20 protein-coding genes are annotated in these 25,790 nt (G+C 41.4%); 14 read left to right on the top strand and 6 right to left on the bottom strand.

The annotated features are described in order from the left end of the window. Window positions 1-61 precede the first annotated feature (61 nt). From A6755_RS22300 to A6755_RS22270, 7 genes are all read left to right on the top strand, one after another. Window positions 62-1,888, top strand: a complete 1,827-nt coding sequence (locus tag A6755_RS22300) for an APC family permease (protein ID WP_063591994.1) — start codon at window positions 62-64, stop codon at window positions 1,886-1,888. A 942-nt stretch (window positions 1,889-2,830) separates the two neighbouring features. After that, on the top strand, window positions 2,831-3,544 hold the full coding sequence (locus tag A6755_RS22295; protein WP_343929484.1) for a helix-turn-helix domain-containing protein: 714 nt from the start codon (window positions 2,831-2,833) through the stop codon (window positions 3,542-3,544). 190 nt (window positions 3,545-3,734) lie between these two features. Next, the gene (locus tag A6755_RS22290; protein ID WP_063591992.1) at window positions 3,735-5,207 is read left to right on the top strand and encodes an aldehyde dehydrogenase family protein; all 1,473 of its coding nucleotides are present in this window, start codon (window positions 3,735-3,737) and stop codon (window positions 5,205-5,207) included. 261 nt (window positions 5,208-5,468) lie between these two features. Continuing rightward, window positions 5,469-7,421, top strand: a complete 1,953-nt coding sequence (locus tag A6755_RS22285) for a primary-amine oxidase (RefSeq protein ID WP_063591991.1) — start codon at window positions 5,469-5,471, stop codon at window positions 7,419-7,421. A gap of 48 nt (window positions 7,422-7,469) precedes the next feature. Next, window positions 7,470-8,045, top strand: a complete 576-nt coding sequence (locus A6755_RS22280; protein WP_063591990.1) for a hypothetical protein — start codon at window positions 7,470-7,472, stop codon at window positions 8,043-8,045. Between the two features lie 184 nt (window positions 8,046-8,229). Beyond that, on the top strand, window positions 8,230-9,084 hold the full coding sequence (locus A6755_RS22275; protein ID WP_034315121.1) for a RhaT/GlcU family sugar-proton symporter: 855 nt from the start codon (window positions 8,230-8,232) through the stop codon (window positions 9,082-9,084). A gap of 15 nt (window positions 9,085-9,099) precedes the next feature. After that, complete coding sequence (locus A6755_RS22270; RefSeq protein WP_048689825.1) at window positions 9,100-9,885, top strand: glucose 1-dehydrogenase; 786 nt, start codon at window positions 9,100-9,102, stop codon at window positions 9,883-9,885. Between the two features lie 77 nt (window positions 9,886-9,962). On the opposite strand, the gene A6755_RS22265 is transcribed toward A6755_RS22270, so the two are convergent. Next, the gene (locus A6755_RS22265) at window positions 9,963-10,508 is read right to left on the bottom strand and encodes an NADPH-dependent FMN reductase (RefSeq protein WP_063591989.1); all 546 of its coding nucleotides are present in this window, start codon (window positions 10,506-10,508) and stop codon (window positions 9,963-9,965) included. A 107-nt stretch (window positions 10,509-10,615) separates the two neighbouring features. Continuing rightward, on the bottom strand, window positions 10,616-11,581 hold the full coding sequence (locus A6755_RS22260; RefSeq protein ID WP_063592664.1) for a bile acid:sodium symporter family protein: 966 nt from the start codon (window positions 11,579-11,581) through the stop codon (window positions 10,616-10,618). Window positions 11,582-11,904: 323 nt separating this feature from the next. Between A6755_RS22260 and A6755_RS22255 the strand changes: the two genes are divergently transcribed. The 4 genes from A6755_RS22255 to cobT all read left to right on the top strand — a co-directional run bounded on the left by A6755_RS22255 (window position 11,905) and on the right by cobT (window position 15,117). Then, complete coding sequence (locus A6755_RS22255; protein ID WP_034315113.1) at window positions 11,905-12,321, top strand: RrF2 family transcriptional regulator; 417 nt, start codon at window positions 11,905-11,907, stop codon at window positions 12,319-12,321. 114 nt (window positions 12,322-12,435) lie between these two features. Continuing rightward, a complete protein-coding gene (locus A6755_RS22250) occupies window positions 12,436-13,143 on the top strand; it encodes a nitroreductase family protein (protein ID WP_063591988.1) in 708 nt (235 codons plus the stop codon). 261 nt (window positions 13,144-13,404) lie between these two features. Further along, window positions 13,405-13,941 carry a signal peptidase I gene (gene lepB / locus A6755_RS22245; protein ID WP_034315582.1) on the top strand — a complete coding sequence of 179 codons (537 nt, stop codon included), beginning with the start codon at window positions 13,405-13,407 and terminating at the stop codon, window positions 13,939-13,941. A 129-nt stretch (window positions 13,942-14,070) separates the two neighbouring features. After that, a complete protein-coding gene (gene cobT, locus A6755_RS22240) occupies window positions 14,071-15,117 on the top strand; it encodes a nicotinate-nucleotide--dimethylbenzimidazole phosphoribosyltransferase (protein ID WP_084738055.1) in 1,047 nt (348 codons plus the stop codon). 84 nt (window positions 15,118-15,201) lie between these two features. On the opposite strand, the gene A6755_RS22235 is transcribed toward cobT, so the two are convergent. Next, window positions 15,202-16,605 (bottom strand): sigma-54 interaction domain-containing protein, encoded by a 1,404-nt coding sequence (locus A6755_RS22235; protein WP_063591987.1) that lies wholly within the window; start codon window positions 16,603-16,605, stop codon window positions 15,202-15,204. A gap of 264 nt (window positions 16,606-16,869) precedes the next feature. On the opposite strand from A6755_RS22235, the gene A6755_RS22230 reads away from it, so the two are divergent. Then, complete coding sequence (locus tag A6755_RS22230; protein WP_244889709.1) at window positions 16,870-18,543, top strand: alpha-keto acid decarboxylase family protein; 1,674 nt, start codon at window positions 16,870-16,872, stop codon at window positions 18,541-18,543. Window positions 18,544-19,941: 1,398 nt separating this feature from the next. Next, the gene (locus tag A6755_RS27290; protein WP_174878757.1) at window positions 19,942-20,094 is read left to right on the top strand and encodes a hypothetical protein; all 153 of its coding nucleotides are present in this window, start codon (window positions 19,942-19,944) and stop codon (window positions 20,092-20,094) included. Between the two features lie 496 nt (window positions 20,095-20,590). On the opposite strand, the gene A6755_RS22225 is transcribed toward A6755_RS27290, so the two are convergent. The 3 genes from A6755_RS22225 to A6755_RS22215 form a co-directional block, all read right to left on the bottom strand. Then, window positions 20,591-21,763, bottom strand: a complete 1,173-nt coding sequence (locus A6755_RS22225) for a C40 family peptidase (protein ID WP_084738052.1) — start codon at window positions 21,761-21,763, stop codon at window positions 20,591-20,593. A 583-nt stretch (window positions 21,764-22,346) separates the two neighbouring features. Further along, entirely contained in the window at window positions 22,347-22,970 is a 624-nt protein-coding gene (locus tag A6755_RS22220) for a DNA-3-methyladenine glycosylase (protein ID WP_063591985.1), read from the bottom strand. 115 nt (window positions 22,971-23,085) lie between these two features. Further along, window positions 23,086-24,651 carry an MDR family MFS transporter gene (locus tag A6755_RS22215; protein ID WP_063591984.1) on the bottom strand — a complete coding sequence of 522 codons (1,566 nt, stop codon included), beginning with the start codon at window positions 24,649-24,651 and terminating at the stop codon, window positions 23,086-23,088. 287 nt (window positions 24,652-24,938) lie between these two features. Between A6755_RS22215 and proC the strand changes: the two genes are divergently transcribed. Further along, on the top strand, window positions 24,939-25,745 hold the full coding sequence (proC, locus tag A6755_RS22210; protein ID WP_057275644.1) for a pyrroline-5-carboxylate reductase: 807 nt from the start codon (window positions 24,939-24,941) through the stop codon (window positions 25,743-25,745). The last annotated feature ends 45 nt before the right edge of the window (window positions 25,746-25,790 follow it).

Here is a 25,790-nt window from a genome sequence, read left to right as displayed (position 1 = left end):
TCTCTTTTTTTGCGACAGCTGGGAAATATAAACTTATAAATTACATGGTGGTGAATTCTTGATGTTATCTTCTATAAAGAGGTTCTTGATCGGGAGACCTTTAAAATCAAATGCACTTGGTGAACAAAAGCTTAACAAAACAAAGGCGTTGGCGATATTATCTTCAGATGCATTGTCTTCGGTTGCATATGGGCCGGAGCAAATATTGATTGTCCTGATCACGGTCGGTGCTGCGGCATTCTGGTATTCAATCCCTATCGCGATTGGAGTATTGATCCTGTTAACCGCTTTGATTTTGTCCTACAGACAAATCATTTTCGCTTATCCACATGGCGGGGGAGCCTATGTGGTTTCAAAAAACAATTTAGGTGTCAATCCAGGGTTGATAGCTGGAGGATCCTTATTGGTCGATTATATATTAACTGTCGCGGTAAGTGTTTCCGCTGGTACGGATGCCATCACGTCCGCTTTTCCCGGCCTGCATGATTATAATGTCCTCATAGCCATTATTTTCGTCATCCTACTTACTATCTTGAACCTTAGGGGGGTTACGGAATCGGCATCTGTCTTGGCCTATCCGGTGTACCTATTCGTTTTAGCCTTGTTCATCTTGATTGGGGTTGGGATTTACAAGATTCTGACGGGAGTAGTCTCACCGGAATTGCATGCGTCAATCGGGACTCCGGTAGCCGGCATCAGTTTATTTATACTGCTAAGAGCATTTGCATCAGGAAGCTCCGCATTGACAGGAGTCGAAGCGATTTCCAATGCAATCCCGAACTTTAAAGATCCAGCACCGAATAATGCTGCGAAAACATTAGTAGCGATGGGTTCCTTACTAGCTGTTTTGTTTTCGGGAATCGTATTCTTAGCCTATTATTTAAGCATTGTTCCTAGCGCAGAGGTAACGGTCGTCTCCCAGATTGCTGAAGGGATCTTTGGACGGAATTTCATGTATTTCTTCATTCAAGGTACAACTGCATTGATCTTGATACTTGCGGCAAATACTGGATATTCGGCTTTCCCTTTGCTTGCGGTAAATCTGGCGAAGGATAAATTCATACCAAGGGCGTTTACGATCAGAGGGGACCGATTAGGGTATTCCAATGGAATTATCATACTTGGACTTGCATCCATCATCTTGATAGTCGCATTTGAAGGACATACGGAAAATCTCATTCCGCTTTATGCGGTTGGTGTATTCATCCCATTTACGTTATCCCAGACCGGGATGATTGTTAAATGGATTCGCGAAAAGCCAAAAGGCTGGATGTTGAAATTAACCATTAATTCAATTGGTGCCATAATTAGCTTTATCGTCACGATGATATTCTTTTTAACCAAATTTATTCAGGTTTGGCCTGTTTTGATTTTTTTACCTATCATCATTTTAATTTTTCATCGAATTAGAAAGCATTATGAAGCAGTTGGAGACCAACTAAGGATTACAACATGTGAGCCGATCTTACCAATCGAAGGAAATATCATCCTTGTACCTGTTGCGGGTATAACTCATGTGGTTGAGAACTCTTTAAATTATGCAAAATCTCTATCTGCACATCAGGTCATTGCCGTTTATGTCGCTTTTGAAAGAGAAGATGAAAAGAAATTCGAAGAAAAATGGAAAAAATGGCAGCCGGATGTAAGGCTTGTTACACTGAATTCGTATTACAGAAGTATCATTCAGCCACTAACTAAATTTGTGGATACAGTAGAACATAAGGCTAGTGAATCCAACTATAAAGTTACGGTGATCATCCCCCAATTCATTCCGAAGAAGGGCTGGCACAATATACTTCATAACCAATCAAGTTTACTGATTCGCGCTTACTTACTTTATAAAAGAAATGTGGTTGTTACGACAGTGCCATATCATTTAAAGAAGTAAGTTCCATATCTTAAGATAGCAGAATGTAGACAAATTCGATTTTCATCGAATTTGTCTACATTTTTTTCTTTTTTAAAAAAGTTCAGTTGGTATCAGGAAATCCGTTCCTTCCCGCCAACAGTCTGCCAAGCCTCCTTGCCGAAAGCGTCTGTGGTGTCTTGGCTAGACAGTTATCCGCGGGAGTGCCACTAATTTCTTCAATCCAGTAAGGATTATAAAACAGTAAAAACCATTGATAACCAAGTCTAATTTAAAAGTTTTGATTCCAGTTCCATCTGAATTATAAAACAAAGTTGATTGGAACGTAAGGTGCGAGACTCCTGCGGGAAAAGCGTGTCCAAGTGAGACCCCGCAGGCGCATAGGCGCCGAGGAGGCTCACGGACCGCCCGCGGAAAGCGAGTGCCTGGAGTGGAAATCAACGTTGCAGTTAGTATCAGGAAATCCGTTCCTTCCCGCCAATAGTCTGCCAAGTCTCCTCCCGCAATCATCTGTGGTATTGACCATTCCGAAATCTTTTGTCTATAAACTGTGCAAGCCTTGACTACGGTTTGCTTTTTTTATTTTCACAGTTCTGTAAGTTGGGTATTGTTTTAAATCTTTCAGTCAAAAGGGATTTGGAAATACTTGTCGAAAATTATAAAAACAACGCTCATATTGATAATGGCCAGGGGTGGGAAGATTGATGAACGGCTCTCCGACCCGTGTAGTGATGCGGATGACCACTCAGCCCAAACGATTACTGTAGTAATTGGGGCAAATGCAAGCCCATTGCAGTGGTAAAAAGGCTTTGGTGACAGTGTAATATAAAAGGAGCGTGATGGTAGCTGAGCATCATTCAGGGTTTCAATAACTTCGACTATTTTCCATTTCAACCGGAATTCGAGATTCTATCAGATTATTATATAGAATATAAACAAAGAAATTCTGACCATTCCACTACATTGTTCTATCAATTTAAAATCAATCGGGATTTAATGAATCCAATGTCCGTCATTCCGGATGGGTGCATCGACATATTATTTTATTGCGATCCCGAAAGACCTTCCGCAGATGTGTACGGGACTGTCCTCAAGTACAAAACGATAAACTTTCAGGCTAATTGTGAATATTTCGGTGTGAGGTTTATGCCTAAGCAGGAAACCCAGCATTTTAAATATTCCATGAAGGAGGTAATCGATCGCCAAATCCCTTTAGCTGATATGTTAAAAATTGAACCTACCATTATGGAAAGGTTAATAACTGAACGGGATTTTCATGGAAGAATAAAGCTGTTCAAAGAAGAAATAGGTATTAATATTTTTACGTGTAACGGTTTGCCGGCAATTATAGAATATTCCTTGAACAAAATATATTCTTCTAAAGGAAATGTAAATATGAATCAATTAGCTGCTGAGACCGGATACTCTACAAGATACTTGCGAAAGCAATTCGATGCCCATGTAGGGATGCCGCCCAAATTATTCAGCCAAATAGTGAGGTTCCAAAACTCCCTGCATATGTTATTGAATAAACAGGTCTTTACAGTTTGGGATGTGATTAATGAGAATGGGTATTTTGATCAATCACATTTAATTAATGAATTTAAAAAATTTGGTTATCTGACTCCTACTGAATTCATCGATGCTGTTTCAAAGAAACTTTCAAACCCAATATAACGTTCTTGTTATATAGTGATTACATTTGAAGGATCCCGTTCATGGTGACGAGGATCTTTTTTTTGGTTTTAATGCATAAAAAATATTCTGAATGTTCCGTTTTTTACAATAAAAAAATAGTGCCCAGCCTTATTGTGTTAATAGATATGTGATTGTTGTTTTGATTGTCCAATAGAAAGGGGAAACGATGATGGGGAAAAACTATCGATTGTTCATTGATGGGAGATGGGTTGATTCAATATCTGGAAGAACATTTGAATCATTTAATCCTGCAACTGATGAAGTGAATGCTATAGTTGCCGAGGCAGGTCCGGAAGATGTTGATTTAGCGGTAAAAGCTGCACGAAGGGCGTTTGAATCAGGCCCGTGGGCTGAAATGGCACCGGGGGATAGAGGGAGGTTATTGAATAAAGTCGCACAGGCACTGTGGGAGAAAGCCGATATGCTCGCCGAAGTCGAATCACAAGATAACGGGCTGCCAATCAATGAAACAAAATTCATTGCGATGCCAGCCATGATAGATGTACTCGAATTTTATGCGGGATTAGCCAATAAAGTCCAGGGAAGTACCCTTGCCTCTCCCAATAACCGGTTCAATTTTACTTTGAAGGAGCCAATCGGTGTCATAGGGGCCATAGTGCCTTGGAACTTTCCGCTTATGCTGACGATGTGGAAGCTTGCCCCTGCTTTAGCGGCAGGCAATACGATTGTGATAAAACCAGCTGAGCAAACTCCTGTAAGCATTCTGGAATTGGTTAAAATCTTTCAAGAAGTCGGAATTCCAGATGGAGTCATCAATGTCATTCCGGGATACGGGAAGATAGCGGGTGATGCCCTCTCCTCCCATCCTGACGTCGATAAAATCGCTTTTACGGGTTCAACGAATACTGGCCGCCTAATCATGCAGGCAGCAAGTAAGAACTTAAAACCAATTAGCCTTGAATTAGGGGGGAAATCACCAAATATAGTTTTTGATGATGCTTCAATTGATAATGCAGTGAATGGATCCATGTTTGGTATCTTCTTCGCACAAGGTCAAGTATGCGCCTCGGGTACAAGACTTCTTGTGCAGGAAAGCATATATGATCGATTCATGGAATCATTCGTGAAGAAAGCACGATCCATCCGTGTAGGGAATCCCTTAGACCATACGACCCAAATGGGACCGCAGGTTTCCTTGCAGCAACTTGACAAAATTCAACAATATGTAGCGGCCGGTCTGGAACAGGGAGCTAATCTTGTCATGGGAGGAGAAAGAAACACGGAGGCAGGAAATGGCTATTTCTTCACGCCCACTGTTTTTGAGAACGTTACCAATGAAATGACAATTGCCCGCGAAGAAATTTTTGGGCCGGTTTTGTCGGTTATCAAGTTCAAAGATGAAGAGGATGCATTGAACAAGGCAAATGACAGCTTGTATGGATTGGCTTCAGGTTTATGGACCAATGATTTAAAACGGGCGCACCGGATGGTAAGGGGGTTAAAAGCGGGGACGGTATATGTGAACACGTTTAGCATGCTTGATAGTGCAGCACCTTTTGGCGGCAGAAAGCAAAGCGGTTTCGGAAGGGAACTGGGTATCCAAGCGATGGATATGTACACGGAAACAAAAAATGTGTGGATCGATTTGAATGAGCAGGGCTTGAACTGGTATGGAGTTTAAGGGCAGGGACGCGCCCTAATGGGCAGCTTGATTGAGTTGAATTCCAGCTATCCGCTTGATAAATCGGTATGAGTGGGATGTGTTTACTGATATTGGCTATCTTCAACATATTGAATATTGTTGGGTCAAAGAGTCAACATCAGTTTCCGGGAAAGATGATGAGGTAGGCAAATAAAATTTTGCACTTTATGCACGAGGCACTTCGAGGGGAAGTTTACTTAATGGATAGAATGATATTTTACCTAAAAGGGAGAGGTTGAGATGGAAAAAACTTCTATCGTGAAAGTAACGAGGGAAAATCACCCGCTTGATCCATTAACGGCAGAAGAACTTAAACTTACGGTCCAGATTTTAAAACGTGATAAAGGATTGGATGACCATTACCGCTTCGCTAACATCAGCTTACTGGAACCTGCAAAATCCATTGTTCTGGATTATCGTGATGATGAACAAATCAAGAGAGAAGCATTCTGTATCATTCTTCATAATCAAGAGGGAAAAACATATGAGGCTGTAGTTTCCTTAACGAAAGGCAGTATAACGTCATGGAAACTGATTCCTGGAGTGCAGCCATCGATAATGGCTGATGAATTCATGGAGTGTCAGGAAGTCGTGAAAAGCCACCCTGAGATGATAAAAGCCTTTGCCAAAAGAGGGCTTAAGGATATGGACAATATCATGGTCGATCCATGGTCAGCAGGAAATTTTGGAATTGAAGAGGAAGTGGATGTACGAATCGTCAGGGCATTATGTTATTACCGTACATCATTATATGATAATGGTTATGCACGTCCCATTTCAGGATTATTTGTCCTTGTCGATTTAAATAAGATGGAAGTCATCAAGATTGTGGATAAAGGTGTCATACCATTTCCGCCGCTTGATGGAAATTATACACCCGATCAAGTAGGTGACATGAGGCAGGATGTTAAGCCTTTGGAAATAGTTCAGCCAAAAGGACCAAGTTTCACGACGGAAGGACATGTGATCGATTGGCAAAAATGGAATATCCGCTTTGGTTTCAACTCCCGTGAGGGTCTTGTCCTTCATACGGTCAGTTACAATGATGATGGAGTGCAGCGGCCAATCCTGTATAGAGCTTCTTTATCCGAGATGGTGGTGCCTTATGGTGATCCGACTGATCCGGTTAACAGGAACAATGCTTTTGATGCAGGGGAATACGGCATTGGCATGTTGGCGAATTCACTTGAACTTGGGTGTGACTGCCTAGGTGAGATCAAGTACTTTGACGCGAACCTGGTGGATAGTAAAGGGAATGTAATTCAAATTAAAAATGCAATTTGTCTGCATGAGGAGGATTTTGGAATTGGGTGGAAACATACGGATTGGAGGACAGGTCATGTTGAAGTCCGCCGTTCAAGAAGATTGGTCTTATCGAGCATTTCGACTGTTGGAAATTACGAATACGGTTTTTATTGGTATTTCTTTCAGGATGGGACGATACAGTTTGAAGTGAAATTGACAGGCATATTGCATACACAAGCCATCGAACCTGACCGGAAACACCTGCATGGCAATCTGGTCGCACCTCAATTATTTGCTGCACATCACCAGCATTTCTTTAATATGAGGCTTGATATGATGGTTGATGGAATGAATAATTCAGTTTATGAAGTCAATACAAAAAGCATGGAAAAGGGACCGGACAACCCATATGGAAATGGTTTCTATCCGGTTTCTACTTTGCTTAAAAATGAATTCGAGGCTGTCCGGGACCTTGATTTGCGTACTGCGCGCTTCTGGAAGATCGTCAATCCCTCAAAAAAGAATATATTGGGGGAACCGGTTGGTTATAAATTGTTTGCTGGGGAGAATTGTTTCCCGTTCGCCCATGATGATTCGCCTTTATTAAAACGGGCTGGATTTTTAAAACACCATTTTTGGGTGACGCCATTCGATCCTGAAGAACAGTTTGCTTCAGGGCGATACCCAAATCAACATGCAGGGGGAGAAGGGTTGGAAGATTGGGTAAAAGCCGATCGCTCCATTGAAAATGAAGATGTTGTGGTCTGGTATAACATGGGACACCATCATATAACACGACCTGAAGATTGGCCAGTCATGCCGACCGCTTATATTAGCTTCATTTTAAAACCGACGGGCTTTTTCAATCGGAATCCAGCTCTTGACGTGCCACCATCAAAAACAAAGAATTCAGCTTGCCAGATGGACGGTCATTCATCCTGTCATTAAAATCAGTCGTTTCACTAAATATTGCTCGAAAAGGGGGAAACGAATCGAATGCTGCTGCTGACCAGTTTTATGATAGTCGTGGCTTATACAATTTACTTTTCTAAAAAAGCCCATCTGAAAAAAGATCATATTGGTGTTAGCCTTGGTAAATGCATGGTCATGATGTTAAGCATGACGACAAGTTTAACCTTAAGTTTAATGCTGTCATTCCTGATGCCCGGCAAGCTGGCGGTTTTAACCGTTCTAGCCATCGCAATATGTGCAGTGGCAGGCTTCATCATCGGAAAACCATTCGGTCTGACAGCGGTTATGGAGTCTCTGTCAACAACCCTGATGGGGGCAATGATGGGAGCCATGCTTGGGGTCATGCTGCCTCTTGATTCACAAACTTACATGCTCGTTTCGATGGATCTGATTTACCTTTGCAGTATATTCTTTGTGACTTTTTATATAAAAAGAGAGGATGTAAAAGAGACAAAAAGTGGGAGGGGGTTTGCTCCTTTCTGTCTGACCCTCATGTTCTCCATCATCATTATCGGAACGTCGGCTGTTTGGGAACGTGATTATTTCAAGGTTGGTGGAGATTCGGAAATGGACATGCAACATCATCAACATGGCGGGTAGCTGTTGCAAGAATATCAATAACATCCATAAGGGCTGCTTCTGCAGCCCTTTTCGTGTTGAACAATTTTTTAGTGAAACACTTCATAAAATTACCAAGGGTCATTTCAAATAATGCGAACATATTAAAAGAATACAAAATGAAATATCCTGCTTAGTTTTGTACTTACATATATGGGGGTTGAAAATGGATATACTATTAGCTCTCTTGCCGGCATTATTCTGGGGAAGCATCGTTTTATTTAATGTGAAACTCGGGGGTGGACCCTATAGTCAAACACTAGGTACAACGATTGGCGCCTTGATTTTTTCTATTGGTGTTTATATTTTTGCCGATATTAAGCTGTCACTTCTAGTGTTTGGAGTCGGAGTCGTATCTGGATTGTTTTGGGCCGTTGGACAAGCTAATCAGCTTAAGAGCATTGATTTAATGGGAGTTTCTAAAACAATGCCGATTTCAACAGGATTGCAGCTCATTTCAACCACTTTATTCGGGGTCATAGTTTTTAACGAATGGTCTACAATGAAAGCGATTATTTTAGGCGTTTTGGCATTGATCTTCATTATTATAGGAATCATCTTGACCTCCTTGGAAGATAAAGAATCGAAAGAGGGCAAGTCGGGAAACTTGAAGAAAGGAATTGTTATTCTCCTCATCTCGACATTCGGTTATTTGGTTTATGTGGTCGTGGCCCGTCTTTTTGATGTTGACGGGTGGTCAGCGTTGTTCCCTCAAGCGATTGGGATGGTGATAGGCGGTCTGTTATTGACTTTTAAGCATAAACCGTTTAACAAATATACGATTCGCAATATCATTCCGGGATTGATATGGGCTGCAGGGAACATGTTTTTATTCATTTCCCAGCCACGTGTGGGAGTGGCCACTAGTTTTTCACTTTCGCAGATGGGCATAGTCATCTCAACCCTTGGCGGGATCTTCATTTTACGTGAAAAGAAAACGAAGCGCCAACTAATTGGAATCGTAATTGGGATTATCTTGATCATCATAGCTGGGATTATGCTGGGGTTGGCAAAAAGTTAATTGGAGGGTGATTACATGTATACAGATTTAGAAGGTAAGGTCGTGGTCATAACCGGATCATCCACTGGTTTAGGAAAAGCGATGGCCATTCGCTTTGCTAAGGAAAAGGCAAAGGTCGTGGTTAATTATCGCACTAAATCAGAGGAAGCGGATAGTGTAATGGAAGAAATCAAAACAAATGGCGGGGAAGCCATTGCAGTAAAAGGCGATGTCACCGTTGAAGAAGATGTTATTAACCTTGTTCAATCAGCGATAAAGAATTTCGGGAAACTTGATATATTCATCAATAATGCAGGGATTGAAAATCCGGTTCCATCTCACGAGATGCCGTTAAGCGACTGGAATAGGGTAATTGATACTAACTTAACGGGGAATTTCTTAGGCTGCCGCGAAGCTATCAAGTATTTTGTCGAGAACGATATTAAAGGGAATGTAATTAACATGTCCAGTGTACATGAGATGATTCCCTGGCCTTTATTCGTTCACTATGCAGCCAGCAAGGGCGGGGTGAAGCTGCTTACGGAAACCCTGGCTCTTGAATATGCACCAAAAGGGATCCGCGTGAACAGCATTGGTCCCGGAGCCATCGCCACGCCAATAAATGCCGACAAGCTTGAAGATCCCGAAAAGAAAAAGGACCTTGAAAGCATGATTCCGATGGGGTATATCGGAAAGCCTGAAGAAATTGCCGCGGTTGCTGCATGGCTGGCATCTTCAGAGTCCAGCTATGTAACGGGCATCACTCTATTCGCTGACGGTGGAATGACAAAATACCCTTCATTCCAAGCGGGCAGAGGATGAGTTTTGATTAATTCCTCTTATATGATGCAACAAGAATCCCAGCAGGATCAAGCCTACTGGGATTCTTGTGTAAAGCATTAACGAGTATGATGATTATACCAGCTAATGAAATTATCGATGACCGTATCGATAAACTGGACAGTCGGCTCATGTATAAGGCTGCCTTCGTTATCGATTTTGTCATGCACTGCACCAACATATACTTCATTCCCAGGAAGGAGTGGGGAGGAGATGCCTATTGCGAATAAGATTTCACGCAAATGCAATTGAGCTTTTACCGTCCCTAATTGCCCCATAGACGCACCCATGATCCATGATGGTTTGCCGATCAAGACTTTATCGACACGTGATAACCAATCAATTGCATTGCCCAATACACCTGGAATCGTCCCGTTGTATTCAGGTGTTACCCACAAGACTGCATCTGCTTCAGCCACTTTGCTTTTAAATTCTTTTACAACCAATGGAGGATCATTTTCAATATCTTGATCATAAAAAGGTAAATCCCGAATGTTCAAGATTTCGAGTTCAAAACGATCTTGATATTTAGTTTGAATATATTTGGCTAGCTTAAGGTTGTATGACTCTTTACGGATACTTCCCACTATGGCAACAACTTTCATCTCCAATACCTCCAATGATTTTATAATGGATAATCATGTAAATGTGTTCCACTTACCTATTATAATTGGAATGTAATTGAAAGGGAAAAAGGATGCTTGGGAAATAATCATTCGGCGGATGGCCCTTCAATTACACCACGATGAAAATGTCTTTCCATGACATACCCAAAAAAGGAGGCAAGCATTTGTTGAAACAGCATGCCAAGTACAACGGGTACCGCAACGGCAGCAGGGAAATAGGTGGTTGCAAGAACGGCTCCAGCACTGATGTTTCGCATACCGCCTGTAAATGTCAAGGTGATGATATCCGCCTTTTCCCATCTTAAACATGCACCGACCATCCAAGAAAGGGCATAGCCTGAAGCGGCTATGAACAAAACCAAGAAGGCCATGATCATTATTTTCTTATCGAAATGGGTTAAGTAAGGCGCGATTTTTGAACTGTTCAATATGACTACGATTCCAACGCTTATCTTGGAGAATGGAGCTAATCGGGGAGATAGTGTATTTTGTATCTTTCCTTTTGTAGCCTGATTCAAGAACATGGCAAGCATGGAGGGAAGAACGACCATTCCGATTAATCCTTCCACTATCGACCCCAAATCCATTTCGATCGAACCGCCTCCGAAAAGGGAAATGCTGTATGGGACGATGAATGGCGAGAGTAGGGTGTCGATTAAGATGATGGTTAGGGCAAGTATGGCATTACCCTTATAAATGGATACCCAGATCATACTGGTGACACCGGTTGGAATCACTACAGCGAGGACTAGGCCGGTAATTGTGAAAGCATCACCATGAAACACTAAATGACCGAGACCAAAAGCCCAAATTGGCATAAGCATATGAAGGATGATCAATACGATGAAAACGGGTAAAGGGTGGGTGACTGCCTGTTGCAGGGATTTAAAGTTAGAGCCTAAACTCCCGGAAAATGTAATGAAGGCAAATATCCATGGAACAAGAAAGGTATAATCCATTAGATGTTCGGACAATAATACCCCAATAATCACGCTAATCGGCGTGATGAGAGGCATGATTTTATCGAGTTGTTCATTTATTGTTTTCAGCATCATTCATCCACTTCCTCATCCATTCTATTAAGTAAGTTTACCATATTCCAAAACATATAATTTGTAAGACAAGAATTTTGTCAATTTATTTTTTGGAAATGGTGAAATGCATTTAATGTAAAACTATATAAAATAGGCCAAGTGGGATGCTAATATATCCATTCTTTTTGTGTTCTCCATTACTTTCACTGCTATGAAACAAAAAGGGCTGCAAGCTTTCCCTGATGGATGGTTTTATAAGGAGGTTTTTAGGCAGGATTGTTCGATGTAACGTTGTATATTCAATGAAAAATAGTTTAAAGTAGAGGAGAGAGGTGAAAGAAATGGCAGAAAAGGTTTCCAGTATAATGTGGTTTAGTCTTGCAGTACAAGCCCTGCTTGTACTTGCTGAACATGATGGATTATGCAATAGTAATAAATTGGCCGTTAAGCTTGATTCGGAGTCAGGTTTTCTTAGAAAAATATTAAGTAATTTAGTGAAGGCAGGGCTGATTCAAGCGAAGGAAGGAAGAGATGGGGGATATTCACTTGCCAAAAATCCCGAACAAATCATTCTTGCAGATATATACTCTGCAATTAAATCCGAACCTTTTTCAAAAGGCTTTCTTGATGTGAATGCTAAAAAATGCTTTCAACCATCTTCTCGCGAAGCTTTATGCGGCTTGAAAAACGAGATGGAGAGCTGGATTATACAAGGCTTGGAACAAAAGACGATTGCTGATTTACTATCAAAATCTTGATGTGAAAAACGAAACCGCAAGGGTTTCGTTTTTCTTAAACTGTATTTGACAAAAGAACAGTATGTGTTATATACTGTTCCTATAATAATTACAGTTAAATGGAGGTCATTATCAATGACAAAAAATATAATGAGTAAAGAAGAGTACCTGAATAAAGCTAAAGAATTGAATGTACCGCTTGAAAAGCCGAAAGTCCTTAATGATACGGATTTCACTACGGTAGCAAAAGAACGGAGATCTGTTCGCCAGTACGATGCTGAATACGTGATGACTGAAGAGGAAATTCGTGAAATCCTGGAGATTGCGATTCAAGCGCCTTCTTCTTCCAACTTACAGCCATGGAGATTCCTTGTGATTCAAGATAAGCAAACCCAACAAGAATTGCTACCCATCGCAAATAACCAACAACAAATCGTCGATGCATCTGCTGTCATTGCCGTTTTAGCTGATATAGAAGGTTACAAAAATGCAGAACGGATTTATGGTGAATTAGTCAATAAAGGGATCATGAAGAATGAAATCAAAGAGCCATATGTAGCCTCTATTCTGCATAATTACGGCAACTTTTCCGCTGAGAAGGCTTTAAGCGTAGCCATGATTGACGGTGGCTTGGTTTCCATGCAGATCATGTTGGCTGCAAAAGCAAAAGGATACGATACAGTCCCAATGGGAGGGTTCGATGAAGCCAAATTTGTGGATGCGTTCAATGTACCGGAAAACTTCAAACCTGTCATGTTGATTTCCCTTGGAAAAGGAACTAAAGCAGGCTTTGAAAAAGTCCGTTTGCCACTCGATACTATATTGACTTGGAATAAATTCTGAGGAACAAACTAAGAAAAGGATAGCTAAAATCGCTATCCTTTTTCTCATGGTTTGAGATTGGCTCTGAAAAATCATTTATTCTCGCGAGCAATAAATGAATGTGTTACAATTTTTCCAGATATTTCTTTGGAATGTCTCCTCTAAAAATCACCGACCGGCAAATTAAGCTAATGAATTCTTTTTGGCGCTGCTAGCCAAAATACAGCAATTATCGTGGGTTTAGCCGTTGACAATGGATGGGAGGGAGTCCGTGTGAAGAATATGAAAAGTGAAGTGTTCTCGTGGTTGAAAGCTATCTTATTCGCTTTAATGATCGTGTTCATTTGCCAACAGTTTTTATTTACGCCAGTCACGGTAAAAGGTGAATCAATGGAGCCGACTTATGAAAATGATGACCGGATCGTGGTAGCTAAAATCGGAAAGCCAGAGCGCTTCGATATGGTGGTATTTTATGCTCCGGACGCGGAAGAGAATTATATAAAAAGGGTGATCGGTTTACCAGGGGACAGCGTCGAAATGAAAGATGATGTCTTATATATCAATGGGAAAAAGTATACAGAACCATATTTGAATACAAAAAAAGGGGAAATTCCACCAGAAGAGAATCTGACGGAGAATTTCACCCTAAGTGATTTACTCGGGAAATCCAAGGTACCTGTCGGTCATTTATTTGTCATGGGGGATAATCGAAGGAATAGTTGGGATGGAAGAAGATTTGGTTTTATTTCTGAAAAATCACTTGTGGGCAAAGTGAAATTTCGCATCTACCCTTTAAATGAAATGGGAGTGCCGAAGTGAAAGGATAATAGTGAATTCAAGTGAAAGCCTGGATGATAATGATATGGACTAAGTTGTATTTATAGCAGATGATGGATAAGAACCTTTTCCTATTGGTAAGGTTTTTATTTTGGATTGTGGGGGATTAATATGAAGAATGGTTTATCTGCCATTTCCATCCCGATGCTGGATGAAGAAATGGGACGTCAGGTTAAAGGACATGTCGATTCGCTGACGGTTCCTCAGGGAAGCTTTGGACGGCTGGAAGAATGGATAATTGAACTGGCCAAGATGACAGGGGAGGCGTTTCCGGACATTTCGAAACCGGGGGTGATCGTGTTTGCAGCCGACCATGGAATTACGGAAGAAGGGATTTCCGCGTATCCAAAAGAAGTGACGGAACAAATGGCACTTAATTTCCTGAATGACGGTGCTGCCATCAATGTATTAAGCCGTGCGATAGATGCTTACTTGGACATTGTCGATATAGGGATCGATGCAGATATCGAAGCACCGGGGTTAACTTCCAGAAAAGTCCGTAATGGAACTAGAAACTTTTATAAGGAAGAGGCTATGACAAAGGAAGAAGTAAATCAAGCGCTTGACATTGGGTATGACCGTGCAGAGAAAATGATTGCCCGTGGGGTGAACTGCCTGATTCTTGGTGAAATGGGAATCGGAAATACGACATCCAGTACCGCCATCATCTCCATCATAAGCGGGAAAAGCGTCGAATCACTAGTGGGGCAGGGAACAGGATTGAAGTCAGAAGGCATTTTACATAAGCGAAGAATAATTGAAGAAGCGATTTCATTAAGAAATCCTAATCCTGATGATCCAATCAACATTTTGATGAATATCGGTGGATTCGAAATTGCAGGTATGGCAGGGGCCATGCTTGCTGCAGCGAATAACCGTATACCCATTCTTGTTGATGGTTTCATTACAACAACGGCTGCTGTATTGGCAAACCTGATTTCCGGACGTGCAGCCGATTATATGTTTGTTGGACATCGATCTGCAGAACCTGGTCATAGAGCGGCCATAGAACTGCTAGGCAAGGAACCGATCCTCGACCTGGGAATGAGAATCGGGGAAGGAACAGGGGCTGCCCTGTCATACCCCATTCTCAAGGCAGCGACATTGGTCATTAAAGAAATGGCAACATTTGAATCTGCGGGCGTGTCAAATAAGTAAGAAAAAGGAGACCTCGATACGCTGGTCTCCTTTTTATACGGTAAAAAAGTGGATACTGCATTGAAACTTTCTTCTATTCCGCTGTTATTTAATGGGCAGATGATCTTTATATTTCTTCATTTTCCTGACGACGGATGGCTGGCTGATACCTAAGAATTTAGCCATTTCATATGTGGACTTGCATTGTTTACTCGCTTTCATCAACATCCATTTTTCGACTTGTTCGAGAGCGGTATTGAGATCACTATCATCAACCATCATATTGTCGATCATTAGGGTATCATCCATTTTCTCCAAAGATTCTTGTCCATGGAAATGGGAGGGGAGAAAGCCTGGGAAAATGATGGAGTCTTCCGAGGTCAAAATGAGCCGTTCAATCAGGTTTTCCAATTCACGCACGTTTCCTGACCATTTATGCTGAATCAGTATTTCGTAAGTGGAAGGGTGCAATTTCTTATCCGACTTGTATTTCTTATTGATGATTTCGAGATTATGATTGATTAAGATGGCAATGTCTTCTTTTCTTTCGCGTAGCGGCGGTATTTGGATGGGAATCACATTTAAGCGATAATACAAATCGAGCCTGAATGTTCCCTTCTCCACCATTTCCTCAAGGTTTTGATTGGTTGCCGTCACAAGCCGGAAATCAATCTTATGCTCTTTTTTTCCTCCGACTCTTTTAAAGGTCTTCTCTTGCAGGACATTTAATAACTTCACTTGCATATCGAGGGGAAGCTCCCCGATTTCATCCAGAAATAAGGTTCCGTTATCTGCTTGTTCGATCAGCCCTTGCTTCCCCTGTTTCTGCGCTCCGGTGAAGGATCCCGCTTCATATCCAAACATTTCGGATTCAAAGAGACTTTCTGGGATGGTACTGCAGTTGACTTCGATGAATGGCTCTTTACTGCGGTAACTCTGATTGTGCAGCCGGCGGGCGAATACGCTCTTTCCCACACCGGATTCCCCAAGAAGCATGACTGTCGCATCCGTTTTGGAAACACGGTGTATCGTTTTGGCGATTTGTCGCATTTCCTTGCTGCGATAGATCAACTCCTCCTGTTCCCTTAGTTCCTCGACCTCCGATTGGTATTCTTGAATCTTTTTCTCCAATTGACCGTACTGATCCTGGAGGTTCCTGATTTCAGTTTGATCTTGGGCATAGCTGACGACACGAATCAATTCACCATCATCATCAAAGATGGGATAGGCAGTCGACATGACGATTTTTCCCGTCTTCGTTTGCTGCATGATCTGGATAGGCGTTTTCTCTTTCAATACCATGGCGGAAATCGAAGGTGAAAGGATTCCTTCCGTTTCGAGCTGGTAAACGGATTTTCCAAGGTAATGTTCTGGTTCGATTCCATATATCCACCAATGATTAGGATTCGTGAATAAAATGAATCCTTTTTCATCGGTCACGGTAATATTATTATTGGATGTGTTGATAATGCATTCCAAAACTCTTTTGACGTTGTTATCACTCATCATTTTCCCCCTTATCACTGTGCCGGTGATTCAAATATAAATCAAAAACAGAAGCGAAATCAAGAATTTTCAGATATTTTGATTTGGAATTGAATCATTTTTTATATGAATCTTGCCTGGGATAGTCTCATTCACTTCATTCATCAAGCTAAAACTAGAGTAATAGAGACGCCACCCACATTAAAGCAAATGGATACTTATACGGTTAACCTACTTATGTTTGGGTATAAATAAAGTAGAGAGTAATCGATTGAAGGAGTGATTGACTTGGCTGAAAACACAACCTTGGGACAATATTTATACGACTGCTTAAAAGCAGAAGGCATTACAGAGATTTTTGGTGTGCCTGGAGACTATAATTTCTCATTGCTAGATACTTTGGAAGATTACGATGGGATTGAGTTTATTAATGGACGAAATGAACTCAATGCTGGATACGCAGCGGACGCATATGCCCGGGTGAAGGGCATGTCGGCACTGATAACCACCTTTGGTGTCGGTGAAATGAGCGCATGTAATGCAATCGCTGGAGCGTACAGTGAAAATGTGCCGCTCATCCATATTGTCGGCTCGCCAAAGACCATGATGCAGCAGGAAAAGGAGCTTGCCCACCATACGTTAATGGATGGAGATTTTGATGTTTTCCGTAAGGTTTATGAGCATATTACCGGTTATACAGCAATACTTACACCAGAAAACGCAGCTAGGGAGATACCGGCTGCAATCAAAATCGCGAAAGAAAAGAAAATGCCCGTTTATTTGGTAGTGGCTATCGATCTCGTTGAAAAACCATTGCTTTCTCACGGTAAGACATCAGAAAACATGACAAAAACGAATGTCGATGCTTTGCAGTCAGCAGTGAAGCATATAAAAGGCATGTTAGAACATGTAAATAAAGCCGTTCTGCTTGTGGACGTAAAAACACTTCGTTATAACTTGCAGAAACCCGTACAGCAGCTCGCTGAGAGGTTAAATGTTTCAGTTGCTTCACTGATGCAGGGTAAAAGCGGGTTTGATGAGAGTCATCCCCAGTATATTGGTGTATACGGCGGAGCTTTCGGAAGTAAGGATGTAACTGAGACTGTTGAAGAAGCGGATTTGATCATAGCCGTTGGTACTGTTTGGTCAGACGTCAATACTTCCAAAGGTACAGCAAAGCTTAACCCGTTGAAAATGGTGGAAATTCAATCTGACACATTAAAAGTGGGGGAAGCCAGCTATATGAATGTCAAGGCGGAAGAAATACTAAATGCGCTCCAGGACATTGGCTACCGTCAGAAAGAATCTGTCGGAAACATCTCGTTTCCGTATGACACAATGGTGGAAGACCCGTCAGCACCACTGAAAGCGACTTCCTATTATCCTCGAATTCAGCAAATGTTGAAGGAAAATGACATTGTGGTCACGGAAACAGGAACATTCTCTTATGGCATGTCACAGGTCAGATTGCCGAAAGGGGCGACCTACATAGCCCAGGGAGGCTGGCAAAGCATTGGTTATGCGACGCCTGCAGCTTTCGGTGCTTGTATAGCGGATAGAAACCGGCGTGTCCTTTTGTTTACCGGGGACGGATCGATACAGCTGACAGCACAGGAAATAAGCTCGATGCTGGAAAACGGCTGTAAGCCCATCGTGTTTATCCTCAACAATAACGGCTATACGATAGAAAAATTCTTAAACGTAAAAGTCGATATAGAAAAACAGAAATACAACGAGATACCAAAGTGGAATTATACAAAACTGGCTGAAGCATTTGGTCAAGAGGCATTCACAGCAAGAGTCGAGACGAATGGTGAACTGGATGAAGCCATTACAAATGCCCAAGATATGAACGCCGATAAACTTTGCCTTATAGAACTGGTCGTGAAAGATCAGATGGATGCACCGGATTATTTGAAAAAAATAAGGCAGTACCTTGAAGAGCAAGAGAAACTAAAGTAATTCCATGTTCGAAATGCAATCACCCCTGATTAAACACTAGAATATACTTTAATGTTTTGTTTATGGAACCTCACTAGAATGAAAAATTATGAAATACTCCTGCTGAGACACCACAGGCGTTTGCTTTGAGGTAACTGGGCAGAAAATAGGCGGAAAAGGGAGCAGATTTCTGGAATCGGCTGGAACGTAATTGAAGAAAAAAAGGTCGGCTAGGCTCATCCCGAACCAAGTTTAAGACGAGGTGGTCCTTGAGTTTTTTCTACATTAATCCTTAAAGGATGGAAGAAACTTGCGACACTCCTGCCGAATAACTGGCTAGCCGAGACACCACAGGCGTTTGCATTGAGGTAACTGGGCAGAAAATAGGCGGAAAAGGGAGCAGATTTCTGGAATCGGCTGGAACGTAATTGAAGAAAAAAAGGTCGGCTAGGCTCATCCCGAACCAAGTTTAAGACGAGGTGGTCCTTGAGTTTTTTCTACATTAATCCTTAAAGGATGGAAGAAACTTGCGACACTCCTGCCGAATAACTGGCTAGCCGAGACACCACAGGCGTTTGCATTGAGGTAACTGGGCAGAAAATAGGCGGAAAAGGGAGCAGATTTCTGGAATCGGCTGGAACGTAATTGAAGAAAAAAAGGTCGGCTAGGCTCATCCCGAACCAAGTTTAAGACGAGGTGGTCCTTGAGTTTTTTCTACATTAATCCTTAAAGGATGGAAGAAACTTGCGACACTCCTGCCGAATAACTGGCTAGCCGAGACACCACAGGCGTTTGCATTGAGGTAACTGGGCAGAAAATAGGCGGAAAAGGGGGCAGATTTCTGGAATCGACTGGAACGTAATTTAAGAAAAAAACGTAGGCTAGGCTCATCCCGAACCAAGTTTAAGACGAGGTGGTCCTTGAGTTTTTTTTACATTAATCCTTAAAGGATGGAAGAAATTTGCGACACTCCTGCCGAGTAACTGGCTAGCCGAGACACCACAGGCGTTTGCTTTGAGGTAACTGGGCAGAAAATCGGCGGAAAAGGGAGCGGATTTCTGGAATCGGCTGGAACGTTTTTGAAAGAAAAAAGCTCAGGCAAACTTACTCTCCTTATTAGTATACTTTCTGAAAGTGTCTTCTGTGATGAAGGCCTTTTTTTGTTGGAAATAGATAATGTACTTACTTATATCTGCACGGCCCGATCAAGGACAAGAATGCAAGTTGAAAAAGTGAACAGGATATACCCGGAATGACAATACCAATATTGGTAACGGTCATTTCAAAATTGAAACCAAGAATTTTTAAACTAAGAGTATTATGAAAATATCATGAAGTAATAGGAAAAATATTCTTCATTAGTAGAGAAAACCATTCTTTTTCCTGCTAGCAATTTCTGTAGAGAAGGAGGTCCAAAAAATGCGTAAAAATGTATCATTAGCGCGGTTAATAGAGTCTAATAAAGAAAATCTCAACAATAATCAGATGTTCATAGATCTTATAGAAGAAAAAGTCCATAGAAAGCAGGTTGAAATGCAGGAAAGACATCTAACAACATCAAACGATAACTAAAGGAATTATCAAGTTTTGAAGGAGTCCGTATCAGTAATCAACTGAATTATGCGATTGTGGAAATGCAAGGTTAATCCGCCAGGTATGAGGAAAGAGAGGATAAAAAAGGTTAGCTTAACTTTATATATTATTCTACCTATTGATAATGAGTAAGTATTGGTATTATAAAATATTTTTAACGGGTGTGTTTATCATTGCTTCGGGTATCTATTATAAATTTGGGTTTACTAGTGAAGGTTTAGTTTATTTTGTATATCTTACAATACTTTAATGTGTTTTGAGTATTTTAATCGTAAAGTCAATTATAAAAAAGACTTATTACTTTAACGAATTATATGCATAATTTAATGCGAGAGTTAGGATGGCTTCAAAAAGAAGGGGGATAAGCCATAACACCAGTTGGCGGCTAGTTAACATTATCATAAGCAAAAAAAGCGTGTATGATCATTTATCGAAACACGCTTTTTTGCTTTTTATCGTTTACTGCCACCATCATTTAGTTTAGGACACGGACTGCCTTCACAAAGCTTGGTCCCCAGTAGGAATTGTTAATGTTAGCGTAGGATACACCTTTAGATGTCGAAGCATTCAGCATTTGACCGTTACCGGCATAAATTCCTACATGATTGATCACTCCATCATTATTGGTATCGAAAAATACTAAATCCCCTTTTTGCAGGGCCTTTGAGGATACAGCTTTACCAACGTGTGATTGGGCTACTGAATTTCTAGGCAAGGAAATACCTGCACTTTGGAATGCTCTTAATGTGAATGAAGAGCAATCAAATACATCAGTGCGTGAAGTGCTCGCACCGTAAACATACTTGGCTCCCAAGTATTTAGCGCCAGCTGCCAAAACTTGATCTGCCTTGTTGGATTTGGACGGTTTATTGATTGCAGATGCCGAGGCCTTCCCTGAAACCCGGATGGTTTGGCCGATACGAATACGATCTGAATTGGAAATATTAGGGTTTATTTTAAGTAAGGCACTAAGGGAAAGGTTATATCTTTTAGCGATTGTTGATAAGGAATCCCCTAATTTAACGACATAAACGCCTGTTGTATTTTTACCTTTATCCGGATTGCTGGTAATGGCATTAACCTTCAAGACCTGACCTGGAAAAATGAGAGTGCTAGTCAAATGATTCATAGACTTTAATTGTTGGACAGTCATATTATTGACTCTGGCAATTTTGCCCAGTGTATCCCCGGATTTGACTTTATATGAAGCATTTGAACTATTTTTAGCCGAAGGGCTGGATCCGGAGGTTTGTCCGGAAACCCGGATGGTTTGGCCAATATATATCCGGTCCGAACTAGAAATATTAGGGTTTAATTTAAGCAGGGCACTAACGGATACATTATATTTATTGGCAATTTTAGATAATGAATCCCCAAGTTTAACCACATATTTTTCGGTTTTATCTTTACTTTTATCTGTATGGTTGTTAATGGTATTAAATTTCAAGACTTGGCCGGGAAAAATAAGGTCACTAGTCAAATGGTTTTGAGATTTTAAGTGCTGGACAGTTGTATTATTGGCTTTAGAGATTTTATCTAGGGTGTCCCCTGATTTAACTTGATAAGAACCAGCATAAGCAGAAGTGCCGGCGATTAGGGTACCTATAATGGTCCCCGCAAGAATGAAAGAGTTTTTAGAATTGGTCATTTAGGAAAGTTCCTCCTGATGTGGTAAAAAAATATCTAGCATTTATATTATAAAGGTATGGAATATAAAAAACATGACCCATATAAATAAAATTCAACTTTTTCGTCATTTTTCGGGTTATTGTTTTACAGGAAAATGGGAGTCTGGTACATCGGGTGGGTTCATTGGAGTATAAGAGGACCAAATATTGGAATTTTGCATAAATGGATAGCTAGTAAACTCAAAAGAGCATTTCGTATAATGGAAGTTTGAGTTACGGTAATTAAAAGAAAGGTAAGAATAATAAATCCTTACCTTTCCGTGATTAATTTTTTAATTTTGTACGTAGGGGGCATCAGGCTCACGATTTTACTATGTGATGATACTTTGAGTAGGGGAATGGTTTTCTTGAATGGCTGATTAAATATGGATTTCATACAAACATTTAGATATTATTACCGGGGTAATTGGCTGGAAACTTAAAGCTTTCATTCACTACTTTTTGATATATCGGAATGCTTACGGACATAGTTAAATCCCCTCAAAGTTGTGTAACATCCACAGAGTTTATACAGTTCACTTAGAGGGGGTAACATCACGGAGACTATTTTGGTCCCCTTTTATTAATTAAGTTCTTACGGGATATATATGGATTGTCGGTAACCCAGAATCGCCAAGGGTAATCCTTTGCTTCCCCGGAGTTGTCGATTCCGACGCGGGGACCGCTGGATATGTGGCCAGGCTTTTTTCCTGCAGCCAGATAAAGCGGGGGGTCCGTAAAAGATCGACCATAATCATCCATGGTGATGCCTAGTGCCTTTGTTAGCTTCCCTGGTCCATCGGTCCATTTACGAATATCGGCAATTCCGCGTCTTTCATGCATTAACTCGAGCCCTGTATACGGTTCAATCGCGCGAATTAAAATGGCTTCCGGATTTTCAGGTCCGCCGCTTACGACATTGACCAGTGTATGTGTGTGCATGACGTATGTATAGATCAAACCGGAATTTCCGAACATCACTTCCGTCCGCTTTGTCCGTCTATTTCCAAAACTATGTGCGGCCCTGTCCCCAGGTCCCATGTAGGCCTCTGTTTCAACAATGAATCCAGAAGCGGTTCCTTCCGCTGTTTCTTTTACGATCAGGCAGCCAAGAAGGGATTTCGCCAGTTCAAGCGTGGGCTGCTGATAAAAATCTGCAGGCAAAATTGAATCGTTTATCCTGTCCATAGTATCACCCCATTTAGTCTCATACAGGTAAAATGCCCTTATCAATGAAAAAGAAACATAGGATTGAAGGGATGAAAAAGGCCGGCTGATTATATCAGCCGGTCCCGAGCCTGTTTTAGCCTAATTCTTTTTCCGTTTCTTGATCCCTTTTGATTCGGCCCGAACCCACGGAAAGTGCCACTAATATCCCTGCGGATACAAAAAAGATACCGGTGATGAAAACACTGGAGAATGCATCGATCCAAGCATTTTCTATCGTTTTAACAAGGACATTGCTGACTTCTGCGGGCATTTTTAGGTTTTCGGGATAAAGCATGATGTTGAATAACGTATCCGTTTTATCGGCTAATGCTTTCAGTGCTTCATGCAATATAGGGTCCTTTTGACTTACCACCGCATCATCCATATTTTGCTGGAGATTGTGATTCATTACAGCATTCAAAATCGTGATGCCCATCGTTCCACCTATTGAGCGGAAGAAGGTTGAAGCCGCTGTAACCGACCCTAGCTGCGATTTTGGAAATTCGTTCTGAACGGCAATCATCAATGTCGGCATGACAAGCCCCATACCTATCCCAAGGATGGCCATGAATGAGTACGCAGTGAATATAGTCGTACTGCCGTCCATCATACTCATTAGGAAAAAGCCGAGCGTCGCAAAGGCCATTCCAAAGGTAAGCACGGTACGAAAACGGAATTTCAAAAGTAACCGCCCGCCAATGATGCTGGAAAGAATCATACCAATCATCATCGGAGTCATGGTCGATCCCGCTTTTGTTGGTGAAACTCCCAAAACGCCTTGCATGAACAGCGGGACGAACATGATTGCCCCGAACATGCCAAGGCCAAGCAGGAATCCTAAAATATTCGTGGTCGAAAAAACTCTATTTTTAAAAAGGGATAAATCAAGGATCGGTTCGACCGCTCTTCTTTCAAAAATGATGAATAGGACAATGAAGACAATGGTGCTGCCGAAAATCAAGATAGATTCCAGTGATAACCATTCGAATTTATCACCACCGAAGGTCAAGCCAAGCAATAACAGGACAATACCAGGAATCAAAGTGAAGATTCCTAGATAATCGATATTCACTTTCTCAGTTTTCCTTATCGCTTCATGTTTCAATCCTACATAAATCAAAATGGCCGATAGTAAGCCTGTCGGTACATTGATCAAAAAGATCCAATGCCAGCTGATATGGTCAACGATCAGGCCGCCCAGAAAAGGGCCGATGACAGAACTTAATCCAAAAAGGGCTCCGAATACACCCTGCCATTTGGCTCTTTGTTCCGCAGAGAATATATCGCCGATGATTGTTTGGGATAAAGGCATGATCATTCCGCCGCCGATTCCCTGCAGACCTCTGTAGATGATCAATTGCTCCATCGAAGTGGCTGTGGCACATAAAAACGAACCGATCGTAAATATGATTGTACCAAGCAGATAAAGGGAACGCCTGCCATATAAATCAGATAGCTTTCCAACAATGGGTACAACAGTCGTTGAGGCTATTAAATAGGCGGTCGTTACCCATGCAAAGATGGTGAAACCATTCAATTCCCCGATAATTGTCGGCATGGCCGTACCGACGATCGTCTGTTCCAATGAACTGAAAAACATTCCTATGATCAATCCTGTTAAGACAAGCTTGGTATTGACCGCTTTTTTTTCCATTTGCATAGCATTTCTCCATTTCTATAACTGTATTTCTTATTCGTTTGTGACTAATAGGTCAAAATTATAAATCTCTAATGACCAATTAGTCAACGTTTTTTTTTTGTAAAAGAATTCAATTACTTGACTATAGTGGGTAAAGGTGAATATAAAGATTCATCCATATCACTTTAAGTAATTCGACCAGAAACCACCAAATCCTTCCTGTTTAATATCTCCAACGTGTTTCCATTTATCATATCCGATATAATAAAGTGGGAACATAGATGAACTTATGATTGGAAGTGTAAGATATGAATAAAAAAATCGGGTTTATTGGATGCGGCAAAATGGGTGAGGCAATGCTTGAGGGCATGCTGCATGCGGAGGTCATTTCACCTGAAGGAATAATGGTCAGTACTTCGAGTGCGGAAACCAAAACTAAAATCACCACGAAATATAACGTTAGGGGTACTTTGGATAATAAAGAGGTTGCCGGTTTTGCCGATTTTCTCTTTCTGGGGATCCAACCTGCCATGCATAAGCAAGTACTTGAAGAAGTGAAGAATCATGTTAAAGAAGACACCGTTATCATTACTATGGCAGCAGGGATCACTGTATCTCTAGTTGAGAACAGCTTCGAAAAAAGAGTGAAGGTAGTCCGGACGATGCCAAACACTCCTTCGCTTGTCGGTGAAGGCATGACTGCCATGTGCATCAATGATGAAATTACCGATGCTGATATAGAGGATGTGACTGCACTGCTGAATAGTTTCGGTAAAACGGAAATCCTGCATGAAGATTTGATGGACGCAGTTCCGGCCATCAGCGGTTCGTCGCCTGCTTATGTTTATATGTTCATCGAGGCGCTGGCTGATGGAGGGGTCCGTGATGGCATTCCACGAAAACAAGCATACAGAATGGCAGCACAAGCTGTAATGGGAGCTGCTAAAATGGTACTGGAAACGGAAAGACATCCTGCTGCTTTAAAGGATGATGTCTGCACGCCGGGCGGATCAACGATTTCTGCGGTAGCGGCTTTAGAAGAGAATCAGCTAAGATCCAGCATTCTGCAAGCAATGAAGGCCTGCACGGATAAAACGAAAGGTTTCAGTAAATGAAGAAAGATGGATTGCCTATTAGCGGGCAATTTCATTCGCGAACTA

Source organism: Peribacillus frigoritolerans (assembly GCF_001636405.1).
Lineage (GTDB): Bacteria > Bacillota > Bacilli > Bacillales > DSM-1321 > Peribacillus > Peribacillus frigoritolerans.
This window is presented reverse-complemented; position numbering and strand designations above follow the sequence as displayed.

Excerpts from the sequence above, each read along its gene's own strand:
- A6755_RS27290 (WP_174878757.1), top strand. The coding sequence starts at position 19,942 with ATGCGTAAAAATGTATCATTAGCGCGGTTAATAGAGTCTAATAAAGAA.
- A6755_RS22215 (WP_063591984.1), bottom strand. The coding sequence starts at position 24,651 with ATGCAAATGGAAAAAAAAGCGGTCAATACCAAGCTTGTCTTAACAGGA.
- A6755_RS22275 (WP_034315121.1), top strand. The coding sequence starts at position 8,230 with ATGGATATACTATTAGCTCTCTTGCCGGCATTATTCTGGGGAAGCATC.
- proC (WP_057275644.1), top strand. The coding sequence starts at position 24,939 with ATGAATAAAAAAATCGGGTTTATTGGATGCGGCAAAATGGGTGAGGCA.
- A6755_RS22265 (WP_063591989.1), bottom strand. The coding sequence starts at position 10,508 with ATGAAAGTTGTTGCCATAGTGGGAAGTATCCGTAAAGAGTCATACAAC.
- A6755_RS22225 (WP_084738052.1), bottom strand. The coding sequence starts at position 21,763 with ATGACCAATTCTAAAAACTCTTTCATTCTTGCGGGGACCATTATAGGT.
- lepB (WP_034315582.1), top strand. The coding sequence starts at position 13,405 with ATGAAAAGTGAAGTGTTCTCGTGGTTGAAAGCTATCTTATTCGCTTTA.
- A6755_RS22250 (WP_063591988.1), top strand. The coding sequence starts at position 12,436 with ATGACAAAAAATATAATGAGTAAAGAAGAGTACCTGAATAAAGCTAAA.
- A6755_RS22260 (WP_063592664.1), bottom strand. The coding sequence starts at position 11,581 with ATGCTGAAAACAATAAATGAACAACTCGATAAAATCATGCCTCTCATC.
- A6755_RS22220 (WP_063591985.1), bottom strand. The coding sequence starts at position 22,970 with ATGGACAGGATAAACGATTCAATTTTGCCTGCAGATTTTTATCAGCAG.
- A6755_RS22235 (WP_063591987.1), bottom strand. The coding sequence starts at position 16,605 with ATGATGAGTGATAACAACGTCAAAAGAGTTTTGGAATGCATTATCAAC.
- A6755_RS22300 (WP_063591994.1), top strand. The coding sequence starts at position 62 with ATGTTATCTTCTATAAAGAGGTTCTTGATCGGGAGACCTTTAAAATCA.
- A6755_RS22285 (WP_063591991.1), top strand. The coding sequence starts at position 5,469 with ATGGAAAAAACTTCTATCGTGAAAGTAACGAGGGAAAATCACCCGCTT.
- A6755_RS22255 (WP_034315113.1), top strand. The coding sequence starts at position 11,905 with ATGGCAGAAAAGGTTTCCAGTATAATGTGGTTTAGTCTTGCAGTACAA.
- A6755_RS22280 (WP_063591990.1), top strand. The coding sequence starts at position 7,470 with ATGCTGCTGCTGACCAGTTTTATGATAGTCGTGGCTTATACAATTTAC.
- A6755_RS22270 (WP_048689825.1), top strand. The coding sequence starts at position 9,100 with ATGTATACAGATTTAGAAGGTAAGGTCGTGGTCATAACCGGATCATCC.
- cobT (WP_084738055.1), top strand. The coding sequence starts at position 14,071 with ATGAAGAATGGTTTATCTGCCATTTCCATCCCGATGCTGGATGAAGAA.
- A6755_RS22290 (WP_063591992.1), top strand. The coding sequence starts at position 3,735 with ATGGGGAAAAACTATCGATTGTTCATTGATGGGAGATGGGTTGATTCA.